General features: G+C 61.6%; 16 protein-coding genes and 4 pseudogenes. 9 read left to right on the top strand and 11 right to left on the bottom strand.

Annotated features, from left to right (window positions below; all coding sequences use genetic code 11):
• Window positions 1–25: 25 nt before the first annotated feature.
• From EKH55_RS28775 to EKH55_RS28810, 8 genes are read right to left on the bottom strand one after another with little or no spacing between them, the layout of a single operon-like run.
• Window positions 26–958: a TrbL/VirB6 family protein gene (locus EKH55_RS28775; RefSeq protein WP_069460902.1), complete on the bottom strand. Its 933-nt coding sequence runs from the start codon at window positions 956–958 to the stop codon at window positions 26–28.
• A gap of 3 nt (window positions 959–961) precedes the next feature.
• Complete coding sequence (locus EKH55_RS28780; protein ID WP_069460903.1) at window positions 962–1,195, bottom strand: EexN family lipoprotein; 234 nt, start codon at window positions 1,193–1,195, stop codon at window positions 962–964.
• Window positions 1,192–1,884 (bottom strand): P-type DNA transfer protein VirB5, encoded by a 693-nt coding sequence (gene virB5, locus EKH55_RS28785; RefSeq protein ID WP_245314752.1) that lies wholly within the window; start codon window positions 1,882–1,884, stop codon window positions 1,192–1,194. Before virB5 ends, EKH55_RS28780 begins: the two co-directional genes overlap by 4 nt.
• A 5-nt stretch (window positions 1,885–1,889) precedes the next feature.
• Window positions 1,890–4,256, bottom strand: a complete 2,367-nt coding sequence (locus tag EKH55_RS28790) for a VirB4 family type IV secretion/conjugal transfer ATPase (protein WP_069460905.1) — start codon at window positions 4,254–4,256, stop codon at window positions 1,890–1,892.
• Window positions 4,249–4,587 (bottom strand): VirB3 family type IV secretion system protein, encoded by a 339-nt coding sequence (locus EKH55_RS28795; RefSeq protein ID WP_069460906.1) that lies wholly within the window; start codon window positions 4,585–4,587, stop codon window positions 4,249–4,251. The genes EKH55_RS28790 and EKH55_RS28795 overlap by 8 nt, the downstream gene beginning before the upstream one ends.
• A gap of 3 nt (window positions 4,588–4,590) precedes the next feature.
• Window positions 4,591–4,890 (bottom strand): TrbC/VirB2 family protein, encoded by a 300-nt coding sequence (locus tag EKH55_RS28800; protein ID WP_069460907.1) that lies wholly within the window; start codon window positions 4,888–4,890, stop codon window positions 4,591–4,593.
• Window positions 4,887–5,546, bottom strand: coding sequence for a lytic transglycosylase domain-containing protein (locus EKH55_RS28805; RefSeq protein WP_151614007.1), 660 nt, complete (start codon window positions 5,544–5,546; stop codon window positions 4,887–4,889). Before EKH55_RS28805 ends, EKH55_RS28800 begins: the two co-directional genes overlap by 4 nt.
• Before the next feature lie 2 nt (window positions 5,547–5,548).
• Window positions 5,549–6,088, bottom strand: coding sequence for a hypothetical protein (locus EKH55_RS28810; RefSeq protein ID WP_069460908.1), 540 nt, complete (start codon window positions 6,086–6,088; stop codon window positions 5,549–5,551).
• Window positions 6,089–6,189: 101 nt separating this feature from the next.
• On the opposite strand from EKH55_RS28810, the gene EKH55_RS28815 reads away from it, so the two are divergent.
• The 4 genes and pseudogenes from EKH55_RS28815 to EKH55_RS28830 all read left to right on the top strand — a co-directional run.
• Complete coding sequence (locus EKH55_RS28815) at window positions 6,190–6,543, top strand: helix-turn-helix domain-containing protein (protein WP_069460909.1); 354 nt, start codon at window positions 6,190–6,192, stop codon at window positions 6,541–6,543.
• 165 nt (window positions 6,544–6,708) lie between these two features.
• Entirely contained in the window at window positions 6,709–7,611 is a 903-nt protein-coding gene (locus EKH55_RS28820) for an NUDIX hydrolase (RefSeq protein ID WP_069460910.1), read from the top strand.
• A gap of 63 nt (window positions 7,612–7,674) precedes the next feature.
• Complete coding sequence (nadA, locus tag EKH55_RS28825) at window positions 7,675–8,646, top strand: quinolinate synthase NadA (protein ID WP_069460911.1); 972 nt, start codon at window positions 7,675–7,677, stop codon at window positions 8,644–8,646.
• Window positions 8,643–9,947 (top strand): annotated as a pseudogene (locus tag EKH55_RS28830) (L-aspartate oxidase); the annotation flags it as partial. The gene nadA and the pseudogene EKH55_RS28830, both read left to right, overlap by 4 nt.
• Window positions 9,948–9,954: 7 nt before the next feature.
• Here the strand turns inward: EKH55_RS28830 and EKH55_RS28835 are convergent.
• Window positions 9,955–10,903, bottom strand: a protein-coding gene (locus EKH55_RS28835; protein ID WP_106407706.1) for an IS630 family transposase whose coding sequence is annotated in 2 segments (ribosomal slippage) — window positions 9,955–10,566 and window positions 10,568–10,903 — 948 coding nt in all. Because the reading frame shifts where the segments join, the coding sequence is not laid out codon by codon here.
• 160 nt (window positions 10,904–11,063) lie between these two features.
• Between EKH55_RS28835 and EKH55_RS29990 the strand changes: the two genes are divergently transcribed.
• The 4 genes and pseudogenes from EKH55_RS29990 to EKH55_RS28855 form a co-directional block, all read left to right on the top strand.
• Window positions 11,064–11,237, top strand: a complete 174-nt coding sequence (locus EKH55_RS29990) for a hypothetical protein (protein ID WP_246232029.1) — start codon at window positions 11,064–11,066, stop codon at window positions 11,235–11,237.
• Between the two features lie 14 nt (window positions 11,238–11,251).
• Complete coding sequence (nadC, locus tag EKH55_RS28845) at window positions 11,252–12,100, top strand: carboxylating nicotinate-nucleotide diphosphorylase (RefSeq protein WP_151614009.1); 849 nt, start codon at window positions 11,252–11,254, stop codon at window positions 12,098–12,100.
• Window positions 12,101–13,046, top strand: a pseudogene (locus tag EKH55_RS28850) (IS3 family transposase); the annotation flags it as partial. It abuts the gene before it with no gap.
• A gap of 163 nt (window positions 13,047–13,209) precedes the next feature.
• Window positions 13,210–13,332 (top strand): annotated as a pseudogene (locus EKH55_RS28855) (transposase domain-containing protein); the annotation flags it as partial.
• Between the two features lie 38 nt (window positions 13,333–13,370).
• Here EKH55_RS28855 and EKH55_RS28860 read toward each other — a convergent pair.
• Together EKH55_RS28860 and EKH55_RS28865 are read right to left on the bottom strand one after the other, a co-directional pair.
• Window positions 13,371–14,177, bottom strand: a complete 807-nt coding sequence (locus tag EKH55_RS28860; protein WP_069460915.1) for a sulfite exporter TauE/SafE family protein — start codon at window positions 14,175–14,177, stop codon at window positions 13,371–13,373.
• Between the two features lie 105 nt (window positions 14,178–14,282).
• The gene (locus EKH55_RS28865; RefSeq protein WP_069460916.1) at window positions 14,283–14,936 is read right to left on the bottom strand and encodes a nitrogen fixation protein NifQ; all 654 of its coding nucleotides are present in this window, start codon (window positions 14,934–14,936) and stop codon (window positions 14,283–14,285) included.
• A gap of 1,046 nt (window positions 14,937–15,982) precedes the next feature.
• On the opposite strand from EKH55_RS28865, the pseudogene EKH55_RS30120 reads away from it, so the two are divergent.
• Window positions 15,983–16,742, top strand: a pseudogene (locus EKH55_RS30120) (LysR family transcriptional regulator).
• Window positions 16,743–16,978 lie beyond the last annotated feature (236 nt).

Raw genomic sequence — 16,978 nt, forward strand, 5'->3', positions numbered from 1 at the left:
CCTTGAGGCGTTTACCGGGCGGCCGTCATTCGGCCGCGCGTTCTGTCGTGCGTCGGCTGAGCGACCGCGCGCCGCGCCCGACCGCGCCGGCGGCCCGGGAGGCGGCCCAGGCAAGCGTGCTTTCGTGCGCATCGCGTGCCGCCCCGTATCCGTAGGTGAGCGAAGCGCCGCCGGCGGCAAGCGCCGAGGCGATGCCGGGCAATTGATAAAAGACGTAAAGCGCGGCGAGGCAGATGGCGCAAAGCGCGATCGGTCGCATCAACACGTCGCTATAGCCTTCGATAGCAGTAAAGGTTGTGTCGATGCAGGTGATCAGTAACGAGCCGATCGCGACGACAAGGACCTGAAGGATGACAAAATTGGCGAGCTGGCCGATCCAAGATTCGGTGAAGCGGCGTGTTGCCTGGAACATGGCGAGCGCAATGAAGATCGGTCCGATCGCCAGTACGATGGCGAGCGCCAGCCGCGCGTAAAGCGAGACGATATAGCCGATCGCCGCGACGATGAAACTTGCGCCGATCACCATCATGCCGCCGACCCCGGTAACGATATCGACCGGCCAGGACGCGCGGGACCAGATCTCGTAGGCGCAGCGTTGGCCCTTGTCGAGCAGGCTGTCGAAGGTCGAGGCGCTTGGCGCCGTGCCGCTGTTCAGCGCCTGGGAGATTTCTTTCGGAAGCGTCTCAAAGAAGATATTGGTGACGTAGGTCTGGTACTCGCTGGCATTCCTGATCAGCATGACGATGATGGCAAGCTTGATAGCGCGGAAAGCAAATTCGAGAACGGGTTCCTGCACCGAGCCACGTAGCACCAGATAGCCGTAAAGTACGACGTAGAGCGTGAGTGCCGCCGTCAGCGGTCCGCTGACCCAGTTGGCAATATTCGACGTGCCGGAAGAAATGAAGTTTTCGAGCGGCGCCTTGAATTGCGCATCGACGAAGCTGAAGACCTGGTACATGCATCAGCCTCCAAGCGATTGGCGCATCCGCTCCAGACGCAGCTTGCCGTCGGCGCTTTCGGCATTTTGGCAATTGGGCGTGCTGCCGCGTTCACCGGGATTGTTGCGGCATTCGCCGAGGACCTTCGCCAGAAGGGGCTCGTCGGCGAGAAGTTCATCGACGGTGTGGACCTTTTGTGTTTCACCGGAGCATGAAGCGAGCACGCCCAGCATAATGAGTGGGAGAACGCGCTTCATGGCAGGGCCGCTCCCATGGTGTCCATGCGCTGTCGCCAATCCTCCGCTTTGCGCTGGTCGTTGACCTCACCTTGCGCGCTCTGGATCATCTGGAGCCCCTGCATACGAAGAACGTCGGTCTGCAAGTACGCCGACTCCGCCTGCAAGCGCGCCTGCAGGTCGGCAATGTCCTTGGCATCGGCTGCATTGGAGATCTTCTCGCGAAGCTGGTCGATGCCGTCGATGCGCTTGGTCGCGGCATCATAGATTTGTTCGCCGAGGCTCATCTGCCCGGCGTTCTGATTTTGTACGCGGCTCAGTTCCTGGGCATAAAAATCTTCAGCGTCGGTCCGGTATGTGGAGTTACTGTCGAGGAATTTCGTGGCCGAACTGTCGAAGACGCCGGTGCCTTGGCCGTTAAACAGGCTCTCGACTGTCTTGAAGTCAGGGGGCAACGCCCTTCTGATCGCGGGGTCGTTCAATAGGCTCGCGACATCGGCCATGTCGGTGATCTTGTTGAGCGAGCCATAGAGTTGCTGGGCTTGCTCGATCTGCTGATTGAGCGCATCGAGCTGGGATTTCAGCTGGGCGATGCTTTCGATCTGTTTGGCGATCGCCGTCTGGTCGATCACCGGTATGCCTTGGGCCGAGAGGTGATTGACCGGGAGGATCAAAGCCAGAATCGTGGCAATCGCGGCGGTTTGGCGCATAACCATCAGAGCAGTCTCCTTCTTTGCTGGAATACGGCGAGCCATTCGCCGTGGTCGTCGCCAAGCTCTGCCCGGACGGCGTCGGCAAGCTCCACGTTGGCGGTTCGCCCCGACAGGATCGCAAGTTCGTCGTCAAAGCCATTGAGGTTCAGCTCTGCAACCACGCTGTTATGGCCCTGCTTGACGATGAAGCGCCGGCTTTCGACAGAGAGTTCGCGTGCGACCAGTTCGAATTCCCGTCCGGTCAGCTTGAAACCGTCGACATAGTCGCCTTGGTCGCCGCGCGGATTGGGTAGGAAAATCTGTGTCGGGCACTGCTCAATGATCGTATGCGCGATCGGCGAGGCGATCGCATCGCGCGGACTTTGAGTGGCAAACAGCATCAGTCCGTTCTGCTTGCGGATGGTTTTGAGCTTGTTCTGGGCGAGTTCGCGAAAACCCTCGTCCTTTAGCGCCTTCCAGAACTCGTCGATGACGATGATGATGCGGCGACCGTCTATCAGTTGCTCGATGCGGTAGAAGAGATAGGCCATAAGAGGCGTGCGGATCTCCTCGTTGTCGAGGAAATCGGTCATGTCGTAGCCGATGAACTTCGCGCCAATGCCAATGTCGTCGAGCTCATTGTCGAACACCCAGCCGAGCGGCCCTCCCCTCTCCCAGCGCCTGAGCCGCGACGCGATACCTTCGGGATCGGTATTGTTGAGAAATGTCCGAAGCGCGCCGATCGAGCGGCGCTCAACGGGAAGGTCGGCGAGACCATCCACGGCCGAGGCGATGTCGCGCAGTTCTGAGACGGTCAGTTCCCGCGTCGAGGACCCGGCAAGCTTGCCCACCCATTGCGCAAGGAACACCTTGTTGGCCGCGTTAAGGTCGAGCGCCTTCAAAGGCGCGCAGCCGGTAGGAACACCGTTCCTGAGCGGCAGGTAATTGCCGCCGGCGGCGCGAACAAAAAGATCGGCGCCACGATCCTTGTCAAAAAACACCATATGCGGCTCGTGCTTTTCGAGTTGCGAGAGCATGAAATTCAGAAGCACGGTCTTGCCGGCGCCCGATGGGCCGCAGACGAAGGTGTTGCCGAGATCGCCATGATGGAAGTTGAAGTAAAACGGCGAGCCAGACGCGGTCTTCAGCATGGCGACGGCAGAACCCCATTCATTGCCGTCCTTCTGTCCCGTCGGGTAGGAGTGATAGGGCGAGAGAGCTGCGAAGTTCTTCGAGGTAATGGCGCCGGAGCGCGCCCGAAAGCGAGTATTGCCCGGCAGCTGCGCCCACCAGGCCGCCTCCAGTCCGAGATCCTCACGGGCGACCACCGCGCCGCCATTGGTCAGGTGGGCGCGGGCCTTGGCCATATTGTCGGTCAGCTCCCTGACCGAGGGCGCGAAGACCGACAGCGTCAGATGGTGCTCGCCAAGAACGAAGCGGTTCGATTCCAGATCGTCCATCGCTTCGCTGAGCTCGCCGATTTGCGAGGCGGCCTTGTCGCCGGCGCTGACCATCTGGTTTTGCTTACGCCCCATGATCGTGCGCGCGTCGGCTTTCGAGGCAAAGGCGAAGGACTGCGTCAAGATGAGCTCGAAGGGCGCGGTCAGGATGCCGTCGAGCATGCCGGAACGCGTCGAAGCGGGATATTCCTTGAAGCCGAACATGCCGGCATAGCGGCTCATCGCCTCGTGGCGGATCTCGGCGGTTTCGCGACCGAAGATCACGCGGTCGGAGTAGATCGCCGATGATATCTGGCCCTCGGTCAGCGGGACAGGTTCGCGTCGTCCGCCGACAAGCTGGTGCAGCACTTCGCTCGGTTCGGAAAACACGATGCCGTCTTTCTCATAGAGGCCAAGGGATCGCGGCTCAAAGCGCTTGAGGCCGGCGATCACATCCGTCACCTTGTCGCGAAGGTGTTTGAGCGCGGTCTCGTCCACCTCCCCGCCCCTGCGGCGGGCGCTGCGCAATCGCTTGACGAAGCTTGCGGCTTTTTCAGCCGGATCGCGATCGGGATGCCAGATCAGGCTGACATAGAGGTCATTGCGAAACAGATCCTCCCGGACCATGCGCTCGCGGTATTTCGCGTTGAGCTCCGCGGAAAACGGATTTGTGAATTCACCATCGGGATAGGCGTTGTCGCGCCGGCGGATGACATGCGTCCAGAGCACCAGCCGCTCGTCGGCAATGTTGCGGTAAAGCGTATTGAGATCGCGGTGCAGCCCGTTGAGATCGAGAATGTCGGCCGTTTCGAAGGACACACCCTCGAGCACCAGCATCACCATCATCGCTCTCGAGGAGAGCGCGATGGTCGTCTCGTCCACATGGCGGACATAGGGAATGAAGGTTTCCGGCGCGAGTTCGCGGGCGCGAAGCGTCACAAGATTAGGCAAGGCTCAGGTCCCTCTCGTCATAGCGTCTGCGAAGTCTCAACGGAGAGAGGCTTGCGCCGCCCCAATAGGCGGCATTGCGCGAGCGGCCGCGGGTTTCGAGCCAGGCGACAAGCAGCCGGAACATGTTGTGGTCGTGTTTGACCAGCGCCCGGAATATGAAATGAAAGACGACGCCGACCAGCGCATAGGCGATCGATCCCGCGGTGATGTAGAGGATGGTCGTCAGCATGATGTTGAACCCCATCGCCTCCATGGTCACGCCGGCAATCATGGCCGGCCGGGTGCAGGCTAAAAACAGCGTGTCTTCTTCCAATGTCGGGGCGCTCGCCACAGATCAGCTTCCAACGATTGTGTTGACGAGTTCGGTGGCACCAAAAATGCCGCCGATACCGATGATCCAGAAGCCGGCCCGCCTCAGATCCATGTAGCCGAACATCCAGGCGATGCAGATGATGATCACGGCGATGACGGCGAGCAGCTTGGCAATATTGCCGGTGAGCATGTCGACAATGTTCTGGAGCACGCTCTCGATGCCGGCCGATTGCGCGAAGGCCGGCTCGACTAGCAACGCGACGAGGGCTGCGGCCATCAGGGTCGACGCGACGAAGGGGCGAAGAGTGTGTCTGGAAATCATTCGGCTGGCTCCGGTCGGGGATTTTGAAAGACGAGAACCGAAGACTGCCGCCGGGTGCTGAACACATCCCACGGCATTGCTTCGGCGGTTCGAGACGATTGTACGAATTGTTGCTGCGCGTCCTCGACGTCGCGCTGATTGTCGAGATCCGCTGGTTCGGGTGCACTCGAAACGGTCAGTGAGGCCAGCTCCGGCAACAGGCGCCCGGCTTCCTCGCGCACCCGCGCATCATATCCGGCCATGGCGTCAGTCGAGGGATCGCCGCGGCCATAATAGGACTGCAGCATCACTGACTCAGCCCTTGCCGGTTCAGCCCCGGCGCCGGCGGCAAGCCGGTAGTAGCCGTCGAGCAGAGCGCCTGTGGCCTTGAGGTTGAGGCAAGGGTCGAAGGCGTCCGACACGGAGAGGCCGAGCTTCTGGAGTTCCGCGGCCGAGATGCCGCCAAGCCCGAGCTGAATCGGCTGGTGCTCAGCAATCAGGGACGTCGCAAGTTCGATCGCCTCGGCTTTCGACCTCGGCTGCGCGGGCAGCGGGTCACCGTTCCTGAGGCGGATATGGTAGGGCTGAAACCGGCTCTCGAGGCTGACGACGCCTGCGAGCGTTTCAACCTGCACGACCGGCGCGCAGGTCTGGGCCAGGTCGACGAATGCGCCCATGGTCAGTACCAGACCCGATGGGTGCCGGAGCCGTCGATGGTGACATCGACATAATGCGGCTGCGATCGAATATTCGGGCGCGTGATGGAATAGGCCATGCACCTGGAATGACCGTTCACGCGCTCCCATCGCGGAAAGACAACCGAGCCGCCAGAGCTTCCGTCACGATCCGAATCGAAACTGCATAGCGTCCGGCTCACTTCGGTGAGCGACGTCGAGATGCAGGTCGCTTCCTGGCCGCGCGGCTCATAGCGGCCGACGAGCTTGTAGCCGTCGTCGCAGTAATAGGGTTCATAGCCGGGCTTTGAGCTGTGGAAGCCGACGCCGCTGCAGGTCGGGAAGGAATGGCCCCGGGCGAGATGCCGCCAAAGCTTTTCGACCGGCGGGCGGCACTCGGCGAATTCCGTGGGGCCGCCCGGATTGGAAAGGCATAAAATTACCTGGCATCCCCAATCGTCGGCCCGCGCATGACTAGCGGAAGCAAGATAGAGTGATACTATGCAGCAAATGGGGAACAGCAAATTGAGCACAGGATTTTTCATGCACAGGCCCTTCCAGGACGACAGGCCACGATCGCCGAAAAAGCGAATCGTGCCCGATGCAGCGAAAATTATAATGACGCGTTTAAACCACTAAGAAGAACATGACAAGGGCAATCAAGACACATTGGCACAATGCCTTGTTCAACGGACTCGTCCTGCAGGAGATCCTGGATCATCCGCTGGAGGATGAAACGCCGACCGCACGACTCAAGGAGATCGGCATGATGTCGGTACTGTACTCGATGAGCCAGGCCCATCAGCCGCTGACATTGACCAATATTTCCGAGCTTTTGCAGCTGACACGCAGCGGCGCGAAGGAAACCGTCAATCTTCTCGTCAAAAGGGGGCTTCTGACGGAGACGATCATTAAAAACTCGATGGGGCGCGGCATTGCGCGGCAGTTCGAGATATCGAAGACACTCTTCGAGAAGCTTGGCGCACCCGATGGTGATTGAGCATGGCAACGTACTGGCGCGTTAGCGCTAATATCTAGCTCACAAGCGGTCCTCTTCGAGCCTAGCCTCGGACCACCCGGGCCGCTCTTTGCCGGCAACGCCTGTCCTTCCCGGAGAACCTGTCACAGGATGGCGCAAATTATTCACTAAACGAACGAGAAGCCCTTGAAAACCGCGCTTGCCCATACCGAACTGATCGCCGTGCTGACCGCCGTCACCAACGAGGCGCCGCGCGTCATGACCGTTCGCAAGGGAGAAGCACTTCCCTCCGGACCGCTCGAGGTGGAGCACCGCAGTCTGCAGTCGGGCTTGCGCGAATGGGTGGGCGAGCAAACCGGGCACCCTGTCGGCTATCTCGAACAGCTCTACACCTTCGCCGACCGCGACCGTGCGCCGGGCGACAATGCAAGGCGGACAATCTCGATCAGTTATCTCGGCCTGGTGCGCGAACAGGCGCCACCTGGCGCCGGCGCACCCGGCTGGCACGGGTGGTACGAGTATTTCCCCTGGGAGGACCGCCGCGCCGGACGGCCGGATCAGCTGACGGAGATCATAGACGGCTTCGAGAACTGGATCGCATCCGACCGATCCAGGCGAGACCACCGCCGCAAGCGGATGGAGTTCACCTTCGGCCTTGGGGAGGCGGCGTGGAACGAGGAACTTGCTCTGCAGCGCTACGAACTGATGTTTGAGGCCGGTCTCGTCGGGGAAGCCGGTGCCATGCCATCGGCGGGAAGCGGCCGTGCGATGTTTGCGGATCATCGCCGGATCCTGGCAACGGCGATCGCGCGGCTGCGCGCCAAGATCAAATACCGCCCCGTGGTGTTTGAACTCATGCCGCAAAATTTTACCCTCTCGCAGCTCCAGCGCACGGTTGAGGCGCTGGCCGGGCTTACCTTGCACAAGCCTAATTTCCGGCGCCTGATCGACCAGCAGGAACTGATCGAGGAGACCGGCGAGATGTCGAGCGAAACCGGCGGACGTCCGGCAAAGCTCTTCCGCTATCGTCGCGCCATCCTCGACGAACACGCGCTTTCCGTTTCCAGGCTGCCGCTGTCGCGCAGTTGACATATTCTCGGATCGAGAATATCCATTCGCTCTCGATATACTCAAACTGAGTAAAAGGGGCGTATGAACACGACCGTTTCGATTTCAGGGCTCTACGAACGTGTGAGCCGCGTCATGCCGAAGGCCGAATGGCTTTCACACGAGGCGGATGTCGCGGCGATCCTGGAGCTGAAGCGGACGCGCAATGCGGTGATCCTGGCACACAACTACCAGACGCCGGAGATTTTTCATGGCGTCGCCGATATCGTCGGCGACAGTCTGGCGCTGGCGCACAAGGCGGCCGAGGTCGACGCCGATGTCATCGTGCTCGCCGGCGTCCACTTCATGGCCGAGACGGCGAAACTGCTGAACCCGGAGAAGACGGTGCTGATCCCCGACATGGGCGCCGGCTGTTCACTGGCGGATTCCATCACGCCGGAGGGCGTCGCGCTGCTCAGGGCCGCCCATCCCGGCGTGCCGATCATCACCTATGTCAACACCTCGGCCGCCGTGAAGGCCGCCTCCGACATCTGCTGCACCTCGGGCAATGCCAAGCGCGTCGTTGAATCGCTCGGCGTTCCGAAAGTGCTGATGATCCCGGACGAATATCTCGCTCGCAACGTTGCGCGCGAGACGAATGTCGAGATCCTCGCCTGGCATGGCCATTGCGAAGTGCATGAACTCTTCACGGCAAAAGATGTCCGCGATCTGCGTGAGGCCCATCCGGGCGTCACGGTTCTGGTCCACCCCGAATGCCCGCCGGAGGTGGTCGACGAGGCGGACTTCTCCGGCTCGACCGCCGTCATGTCCGACTTCGTGGCACAGAAGAAGCCCGCGCGCGTCGTGCTGCTCACAGAATGCTCGATGAGCGACAACGTGGCCGTCGATCACCCCTCCGTCGAGTTCATCCGGCCGTGCAATCTCTGCCCGCACATGAAGCGCATCACGCTCGGCAATATCCGCACGGCGCTTGAGGAAAACCGCTACGAGGTGACCGTCGACCCCGCCATCGCCGACGCTGCCCGCCGAGCTGTCGAACGGATGCTTGCGGTATGACACGGGGCCTCCTTCACCACCTGAGCGGGCGCGTCGTCATCGTGGGAAGCGGGCTCGCTGGCCTTGCCGCCGCCTTGACGCTTGCACCCGAACCCGTCGTCCTTGTGACGCGGGCAGGCCTGGGCGCCGAGAGCTCAAGCGGCTGGGCCCAGGGCGGAATTGCAGCCGGCATTGGCGAAGGCGACAGCACGGCGCTCCACGTTGCCGATACACTCGCCGCCGGCGACGGACTTTGCGACCCGGACGCGGTCGCTGCCATTCTGGGCGACGCGAAGACGGCGATCGCCGCGCTCGAACGCTTCGGCGTTCGCTTCGACCGCGGGCCGGATGGCGCCTTCGCCTTCGGCCTCGAAGCAGCGCATTCGCGGCGGCGCATCCTTCACGTCGAAGGCGATGGCTCGGGTGCCGCGATCATGCGAGCGCTCGTCGAAAGGGTTCGCAAGACACCGTCGATCGAAGTGCTCGAACGGCTGGAGGCCCGCCGCCTCCTCGTGTCGAACAATCGGCTGCGCGGACTTGCCTGCGCCGGCCCGGCAGGTACTCTCATCCTGCCGACCAACCGCGTCATCCTGGCAACCGGTGGTCTCGGCGGCCTCTACGCCGCCACGACCAATCCCTCCGGCAATCACGGCCAGGGCATCATGCTTGCGGCGCGGGCCGGCGCCATCCTGTCCGACATGGAATTCGTGCAGTTTCACCCGACCGCACTCGACAGCCCGCGACGTCCGCTCGCGCTGGTGAGCGAAGCCGTGCGTGGCGAGGGCGCGATCCTCCTGAACGAGCGGCGCGAGCGATTTCTCTCGGCGACGCCCGGCGCAGAGCTTGCGCCGCGCGACGTCGTCGCGCGTGCCATCGGCGCGGAGATTGCGCGCGGTGGACGCGTCTTCGTCGATGCGCGCAAGGCGCTCGGAGAGCGGTTTGCTGCACGGTTTCCCCTGATCGCCGCACTCTGCCAGGAGGCAGGCATCGACCCAGCCCACGATCTGATCCCGGTTCGCCCGGCCGTGCATTACCACATGGGCGGTGTCGCGACCGACCTCAAGGGGCGCAGCTCCGTCGAGGGCCTTTGGGTCGCCGGCGAGGCGGCCTGCACAGGACTTCACGGCGCCAACCGGCTGGCGAGCAATTCCCTGCTTGAAGCCACGGTCATGGGTATGCGCGCAGCAAACGATATCGCCGGTATTTCTGCTGGCCCGATCGCCACCGCGAGCGTTCACAATATGCCGCCAGAAGCAGAGCTTTCCGCCGTGCGCGAGATTGCTACGCGCGACCTTTCGGTGGTTCGCGACGCGGCCGGTCTAGAGCGTTTCAGGTTTTGACGGAAGCATATCCGGCGTTGGCGAAGTAGTTGCTGCATTCGTCGGGCTGGAGTGAGGGGACAAGGCTGCCGAGGTATTGCCATGTCTCCTCGACGGTTCGCTTCTGAGCCGCCCGCATCCAGTGTTTGATTTTGGCGAAGGCCTGCTCGATCGGATTGAGATCGGGCGAGTATGGCGGCAGATACCAGAGCCTTGCGCCGGCGGCTCGGATCATCTGCCGGATGGCCGCCGACTTGTGCGAGCCGAGATTGTCCATGATGACGATGTCGCCTGGTTCGAGCACGGGCACGAGCTGCTGTTCGACATAGGCGCGGAAACACCGACCATTGATCGGTCCGTCGAAGACGCAAGGCGCTGCCAACCGGTCGTGGCGCAAAGCGCCGACAAAGGTCAGCGTGCGCCAGTGGCCGTGCGGGGCAAAGCCGCGCAGGCGCCTGCCGCGTGGCCCCCAGCCATAGAGCGGCGCCATGTTGGTCTTGATCCAGGTTTCGTCAATGAACACCAGCCGTCTCGGATCGAGTCCGGCCTGCCAGGAGCGCCAGCGTTGCCGCCGGCGGGCAATATCGGCACGGGCCTGCTCAAGGGCGAACAGGGTTTTTTTTAAACCGCAGCCCCTCGCGGCGCAGGAACCGCCAGACCGTATCGTGCGACACCTTCACCCCACGTGCCGCCAGCTCTTCCTTAAGCCTATGCAGCGACAAATGCGGCGTCTGGTTGATCCGCTCCGCGATGAACGCACGGTGCGGCTCCAGCACATGCTTGCGGTGACCGCCCATCTTGCCGGGCACCACGGACCCGCTCGAACGGTAGCGCTGAGACCACTTCACCGCCGACGATACGGCAATGCCGAAACGAGCCGCCACCGATCGGCAGCTTTCGCCCGCTGAAATGGCGCCAACAACTCGTTCACGAAGATCATTGGATAGAGGTCGCGTCATCCGATGCTGGCCTCCTCTCCAGCCAGCATCTTGAATCACAAAACGGACTAAAACGGAATCCCCCTCCGATTCCGTCAAAACCGGAACCGCTCTAGAACGAGCCATCGGGGCGCTTCTGCCGCTTGTGCAGAGTGGCGGCCCTTCAGCTGATCCCGCTCTTGTGGCCTTGGCTGTCGCGATCTTCGGTCGGCTCCGTGAGGAATCGCGCGGTGCCCATGCGCGCAGCGACTTCCGTCAGACAAATCCCGAACCGGTCCGCCGTCAGATGACCTTCGACCAGGTCATTGAGGCGTCGCGGCATTTCGCCACCCGACCGCTTGCCCGCACAGCCTGAGGAACCAAGACATCATGAACCTCGCTCCCCTTCCCCGGCTTGTCTTCGAGCCTGCCGTTCGCACGGCGCTTGCCGAGGATCTCGGCCTTGCCGGCGACATCACATCGGCGGCCGTCATTCCGTCCGACCATCGGTCGCGCTTCGCACTGGCGGCGCGCAAACCGGGCGTGATTGCCGGCCTTGACGTCGCGGAGCTTGCCTTTGCGCTCGTCGATCCCGCCATCAGCCTGACCCGAAACGTTGAGGACGGCGCAAAGGTTGGCGCCGGCGATGTGATCGCTCTCGTCGAGGGGCCCTCGCGCGGGCTGCTGACCGGAGAACGCACTGCACTGAACTTCCTCGGCCACCTATCCGGCATCGCCACCGTGACGGCCGGGATCGTCGAGGCCATTGCCGGGACGACGGCGTCCGTCGTCTGCACCCGCAAGACGACGCCGGGGCTGAGAGCCCTGGAGAAATACGCCGTACGCGCCGGTGGCGGCATGAACCACCGCTTCGCGCTCAACGACGCGGTGCTGATCAAGGACAATCACATTGCCGTTGCAGGCAGCATCAGTGAAGCGATCCGCCGCGCCAAGGCCGGTGTCGGGCACATGGTGAAGATCGAGGTCGAGGTGGACACGCTGGATCAATTGCGCGAGGCCATGGACGTGGGCGTCGACGCCGTCCTGCTCGACAACATGACGCCGGAGCTGCTGCGGGACGCGGTTTCCTTCGTCGCCGGCCGTGCCATCACCGAAGCGTCCGGCGGCATTACGCCGGCAACCGCCGCGAAGATCGCGGCGAGCGGCGTTGATCTGCTGTCGGTTGGTAGGCTGACGCACAGTGCACCATGCCTGGACATCGGGCTCGACTGGAGCTAGCGCCTGTTGGGCAAGAAGACGATGGAGAGCGAAATCCTCAAGGAAGCCCTCGAAATCGCCGGAGGCCCAAAAAAACGGATGTTGCGCTCGATCTCTCTTCCGAGGGGAATTTTGGAATGAACGCCGTCTGAGAAACTCTAGGTGTCGCCCGGTCGAATATCGCTGCGCGTGCCGCAAACCCCCTTTCAGAGCCAGAGGACGCCTACCACTCCCGGATCGGGAACTGGTGGAGGATATCAAGGCCATCATCGCCGACATGCCCACCTACGGCTATCGGCGTGTCCATGCCATCCTGCGCCGCAATGCCCGGAAAGACGGGCGTTCGTGTCCCAATGCCAAGCGCGTTTACCGGGTCATGAAGCTGCACAATCTGCTGCTGGCGCGCCACACCGGAGCGGCCGATGATCGCCTCCACGACGGTCAGGTCGCTGTCGAACGTTCGAACATCAGATGGTGCTCCGACGGCTTCGAGATCGGCTGCGACAACAAGGAGAAGGTCCGGGTCGCCTTCGCTCTCGACTGCTGCGACCGAAAGGCAATCGCCCATGTCGCCACCACCGAGGGCATCAAGAGCCAGGACGTGCAGGATCTCGTGATCACCGCAGTGGAGAACCGCTTCGGCCGCATCAACATGCTGTCCGAGCCCATCGAATGGCTCACCGACAACGGCTCCTGCTTCATCGCCAGGGACACCGCGTCCTTGCTCCGCGACATCGGCATGGAACCGTGCACGACGCCGGTGCGCAGCCAGCAATCGAACGGCATGGCCGAGGCATTCGTGAAAACCTTCAAGCGCGATTACGTCGCGGTGAACCCCACCCCGGATGCCGAAACCGTCATGGCGCAACTGCCGTTCTGGTTCGAGCATTACAATAATCTTCACCCGCACAGCGCCTTAGGGTATCAATCTCCACGCGAGTTCATCAGCTCGAAATCTCAAACCTGAGCATGTCCGGTCTTTTGGGGGCAACTCCAGCTTAGCCCAACACGTTTTTAAATGACCGTCGCTGTGGCGCGCTCCGCAACGTCGAATACCGCGCCAAGCTAAAAACGCTCTGCAATATGTTGGAAGAGGTGCTCGGAATAATTCGACCGTCAGTATAAACCGCAAACTCAATTCTATCGATCCGCTTGCCTACCTGACCGCCACGCTCACCGCCATCGTCAACGGCCACAAGCAGAGCCGGATCGATGAGTTGCTACCTTGGCGGTTCGCTTCGCACTACCGTTGAGATCGTGCACTGGCGGGTAGGAAATTTGGGGCAGCGGATCACGTGTGCCGCCATATCTTGATCGCGGAAATCATCAGTATCAAAGCAAGAGCAGGCATCATCACGACACTCGGGACGATGCCGAGGAGTTGTCCTCCGATAAACGCGCCAAGGATCGATCCGAGGGCCATGACGAGCAGGAAAATACGGTTGCTTTTGATGACGGCAAAGTTCTGGTCACGACTGTAGCGGGTAAACCCGACGATCATCGTCGGCAGGCTGACCGCCAGGGAGAGGCTGCCCGCGAGTTTGATGTCTGCGCCGAAGAGAAGGATGAGGGCCGGAATCAGAAGCTCGCCGCCTGCGACCCCGAGCAGGGATGCCACGATCCCGATCACGAGGCCCGCGACCACGCCCGCAACAATCTGCGTCGCCCCCGCAACAAGGGCCGCCCCGGCGGAGATGTCGTAACCAAACCCGAGCACGCCCGCAATGATGAATAGCAAGATGGCAATCACCTTGTAGAGCGTCTCGGACCTTAGCCGCGTCGCCCAGCCCGCGCCGAGCCAGGCACCCGGGAGACTTCCGGCCAGGAGATTGACGATGATCGGCCAATGCCCCGCGATCTGATCGAAAGGAACAGTCGCCGCCCGAGATGGCAGGGCGAACGCTACGACGACTAGGCTCATGGCCTTGTTGAGGATCACCGCTTCCAATGCGGCAAATCCGAACGGACCGAGTAGAAGGGGCAGACGGAATTCCGCACCGCCAAGTCCAATCAGGCCACCGAGGGCGCCGATAGCAGCCCCGCCGACGAACGCGGCTGACCGATTGCTGGAACGGTCCTTAAAGGCGGGATCGGCCATGGCGTTATGTTCTCCAAGGTATTGCGAGCCATGGCTTATTACCCCCTCTATCGGCATTCACCTGATGGAGATGTATCCAGGTGGGAGCGAAACGCCGGTTACGACTTAGCTTTCCTCTGAAGCGAAGCAGCTTTTGAAATCTATGCAATCTCGGCAAGTGGGCGCGAGACACAGCGACAAGCCTTCAGCCTTGCAGAGCTTACGGTAAAGATACCTCTTCCATCTCATGTTATCGGTGTTGCCAGCTGCCAGGGTGGGAAAATGGGTCGCAAGCAAGCGGCTGAGCTCGGACCGGTCATAAAGGCCAAGATCCTGCCAGAGATGGTCATGGCGCAAGGCGCGCCGGGCAACGATCTTGGCGAAGCGGGCGCTCGCGGGGTCGCCCGGCCGGGCATGCGAAAGCAACATACCTCGCACAAGTTCTTCCTCCACGCCAGGCTCGGCATCGCTTATCCCTTCCAAGGAGAAGGCGTCGATAAGGCCAACGGGAAAACTGTGAGTGAGGATATCCTGCAACTCGGCTCGCGAAAGGCCGGTCGCCTCCGTCGCCGTCGCCTGGCCAACGTCGATCTCCTCGAGCGCACGCGAAAGGACACAGGCAGTCACATACTGGTCGAAATCCATCTCCGCGTCCATCCGCAGCCATTGCCTAGCCATGCCTGGTCGTGAGTGTCGTCTCCGGCCGGATTGATAAGAAATTCGCACTCCGCGGGAGAGCCCCGTTTCCCACAGAATGCGGATCTGAGGTCGATCTAACATGTGCATTCTTCCTACCGTTACGCCGCCCGGAGTCATACCGATGGCAGTCCTGCGTCTCGACGAGGGCGCTGCAAGAGTCGTGCCGGCAGCCTTCCAGTGTAAATTCAAAGGCTTAGAGAGGGTGTGGAGGGACACCCGTCCAACGCAAGGTGTCGTGGAGACGACAAATACGACAGCTCCTCCACCGAACCATCATCTCGCCGGGCATCGTCGGGATAGATGACACGCAGCGCGTGCTGCCTTGCGTCAAACGCAGGGTGACAGGGCCAGCGCTATGTCGACGACATTGGCACAAGCCAAGGAAGTTGCCACAACGAATGCCTGCAGACGTCTCCTGAATCGGCCGAACCCGATGTTTGGCATGAAATCACAAGCTTGAAATACCCGCCTATCCATGACGCGGATTTATTCCATTAAAATAATGGATTTTGCCAATTCGATGGGATGTTGCATTACAACGGCCACTCGAACAAACGGACGGTGCGATCTGCACAGCGGGGCCACATGTCCATGTCCTTTTTCGGAACGGTCCGTGGAGACTTAAACCGAGGTGACCACCATGCTCACCTTGAACCGGAGGCAGCCGGTGATGCGGAGCAAGATGGATGTCGACGACACTGTCAAAAAGGCTGCGCCAAGCCCAAACTACGATCTAGGCGTCCTGAAGCTAATGACCGGAATCGTTAACCATAGCTTTGGTGCGCCACCGACCGGCCTCTTCAAGAGTTTTCTGTCGGTCGCAATCAAGAGAATATCGATAGAGCGTGCTTGCTCAAGCGACTCTTGTGCCTTGACCTCCCTGCCGCCTCAAGGCCGCAGCCGCAGGACGATTGAGCCGCTTCGGGCCAATGCGGAGAACGATTGGCGCGAAGACCGAGCCACCCCTGAACGGCCTGCGTCTGCCGCACCTGGCCGGAAGCGCGAGCGGCGCCCGTTCCGCTCCGACACCAGCAGGACGCTGCAGGTCACGGGCTGTAGCGATCAGTCGTGAGATCGCCGCTCACAGCCGCGAAGCACGGCCATATTGAAAACCGAACCTGGCATCGATGGATCTGAACCTGTTGGTGGCGCTCGACGCATTGATGGAGCACCGTAACGTCACGCGTGCCGCCCAGCACATCGGACAGAGCCAACCGAAGATGAGCCGGGCGTTGTCAAAGCTGCGCGCCGCGTTCAATGATGATCCTTTGGTTCGCTCCTCGACCGGCCTGGTCCCCTCGCCGCGGGGCGAGCGCTTCGCCCGTGTGCTGGGACCGGTGTTGGACGCGATCCGTGAAATCGTGGCAAGTCAGAGCTTGGCCCGAGAGGAATGGCGTTCGAAGGCGGTATTGGCGATGCCTGATCACCAAGCGCTACTCCTGCTGCCGCGCCTCCTGCCGCAGTTGCGCGAGCGCGCCCCTCAACTCGATATCGTCACCGATCCGTTTCTCGCTGGCGCGCTGCGCCGACTTGAGCGGGGCGAAATGGATCTTGCGGTCGGGCAGATTGGCACGTCTCCCCCCCCCCGGTTATCTGCGGCGCAGCCTTTACACCGACCCTTTCGTCTGCCTGCTGCGTTACGACCACCCGGTGCTGGTTTCCAGCGTGCTGACCGCCGCGGTGGTGATTGTACTGCACCGCGTCGCGACACGGATCGCCGACATTCTGTCGCTTGCGATTGTCGATCCGCCCATGGAGCTGAAGCCCTTCGAGGTCGCGCTGATTTGGGACGAGCGTTGCCGTCGCGACCCCGAACATGCCTGGCTGCGTCGTGAAATCGCCGCGGCTGCGGGAACACAACACGCACAAGAACAACCGCGGAGGTAATCACCGACAGTCGAAACAGCTTCAGCAATCGAGGCAAGAAGTGAATGAGCAGCAAACCTCAGCTGGCCGCCGCGTGGCTTGCTACAGAGGCGGAACAGCAGGGCCTTGTTTCCGTGGCCCCCGTATCCTGCTCGCGGAAGAACATCCGCCAAAGTGTTCCTCAAATGGAGCGGCTGGGATCAATGCTCCACGTCAAAGGGAAATGCGTGCACCGATGGTTCAGAAGGATTTCTGAA

It is taken from the genome of Sinorhizobium alkalisoli (genome assembly GCF_008932245.1).
Lineage (GTDB): Bacteria > Pseudomonadota > Alphaproteobacteria > Rhizobiales > Rhizobiaceae > Sinorhizobium > Sinorhizobium alkalisoli.

What these genes read in the sequence shown, in the direction of transcription:
- EKH55_RS28775 (WP_069460902.1), bottom strand. Translation starts at nt 958, where the DNA reads ATGTACCAGGTCTTCAGCTTCGTCGATGCGCAATTCAAGGCGCCGCTC.
- EKH55_RS28780 (WP_069460903.1), bottom strand. Translation starts at nt 1,195, where the DNA reads ATGAAGCGCGTTCTCCCACTCATTATGCTGGGCGTGCTCGCTTCATGC.
- virB5 (WP_245314752.1), bottom strand. Translation starts at nt 1,884, where the DNA reads ATGCGCCAAACCGCCGCGATTGCCACGATTCTGGCTTTGATCCTCCCG.
- EKH55_RS28800 (WP_069460907.1), bottom strand. Translation starts at nt 4,890, where the DNA reads ATGATTTCCAGACACACTCTTCGCCCCTTCGTCGCGTCGACCCTGATG.
- EKH55_RS28805 (WP_151614007.1), bottom strand. Translation starts at nt 5,546, where the DNA reads ATGGGCGCATTCGTCGACCTGGCCCAGACCTGCGCGCCGGTCGTGCAG.
- EKH55_RS28810 (WP_069460908.1), bottom strand. Translation starts at nt 6,088, where the DNA reads ATGAAAAATCCTGTGCTCAATTTGCTGTTCCCCATTTGCTGCATAGTA.
- EKH55_RS28815 (WP_069460909.1), top strand. Translation starts at nt 6,190, where the DNA reads ATGACAAGGGCAATCAAGACACATTGGCACAATGCCTTGTTCAACGGA.
- nadA (WP_069460911.1), top strand. Translation starts at nt 7,675, where the DNA reads ATGAACACGACCGTTTCGATTTCAGGGCTCTACGAACGTGTGAGCCGC.
- nadC (WP_151614009.1), top strand. Translation starts at nt 11,252, where the DNA reads ATGAACCTCGCTCCCCTTCCCCGGCTTGTCTTCGAGCCTGCCGTTCGC.
- EKH55_RS28860 (WP_069460915.1), bottom strand. Translation starts at nt 14,177, where the DNA reads ATGGCCGATCCCGCCTTTAAGGACCGTTCCAGCAATCGGTCAGCCGCG.
- EKH55_RS28865 (WP_069460916.1), bottom strand. Translation starts at nt 14,936, where the DNA reads ATGTTAGATCGACCTCAGATCCGCATTCTGTGGGAAACGGGGCTCTCC.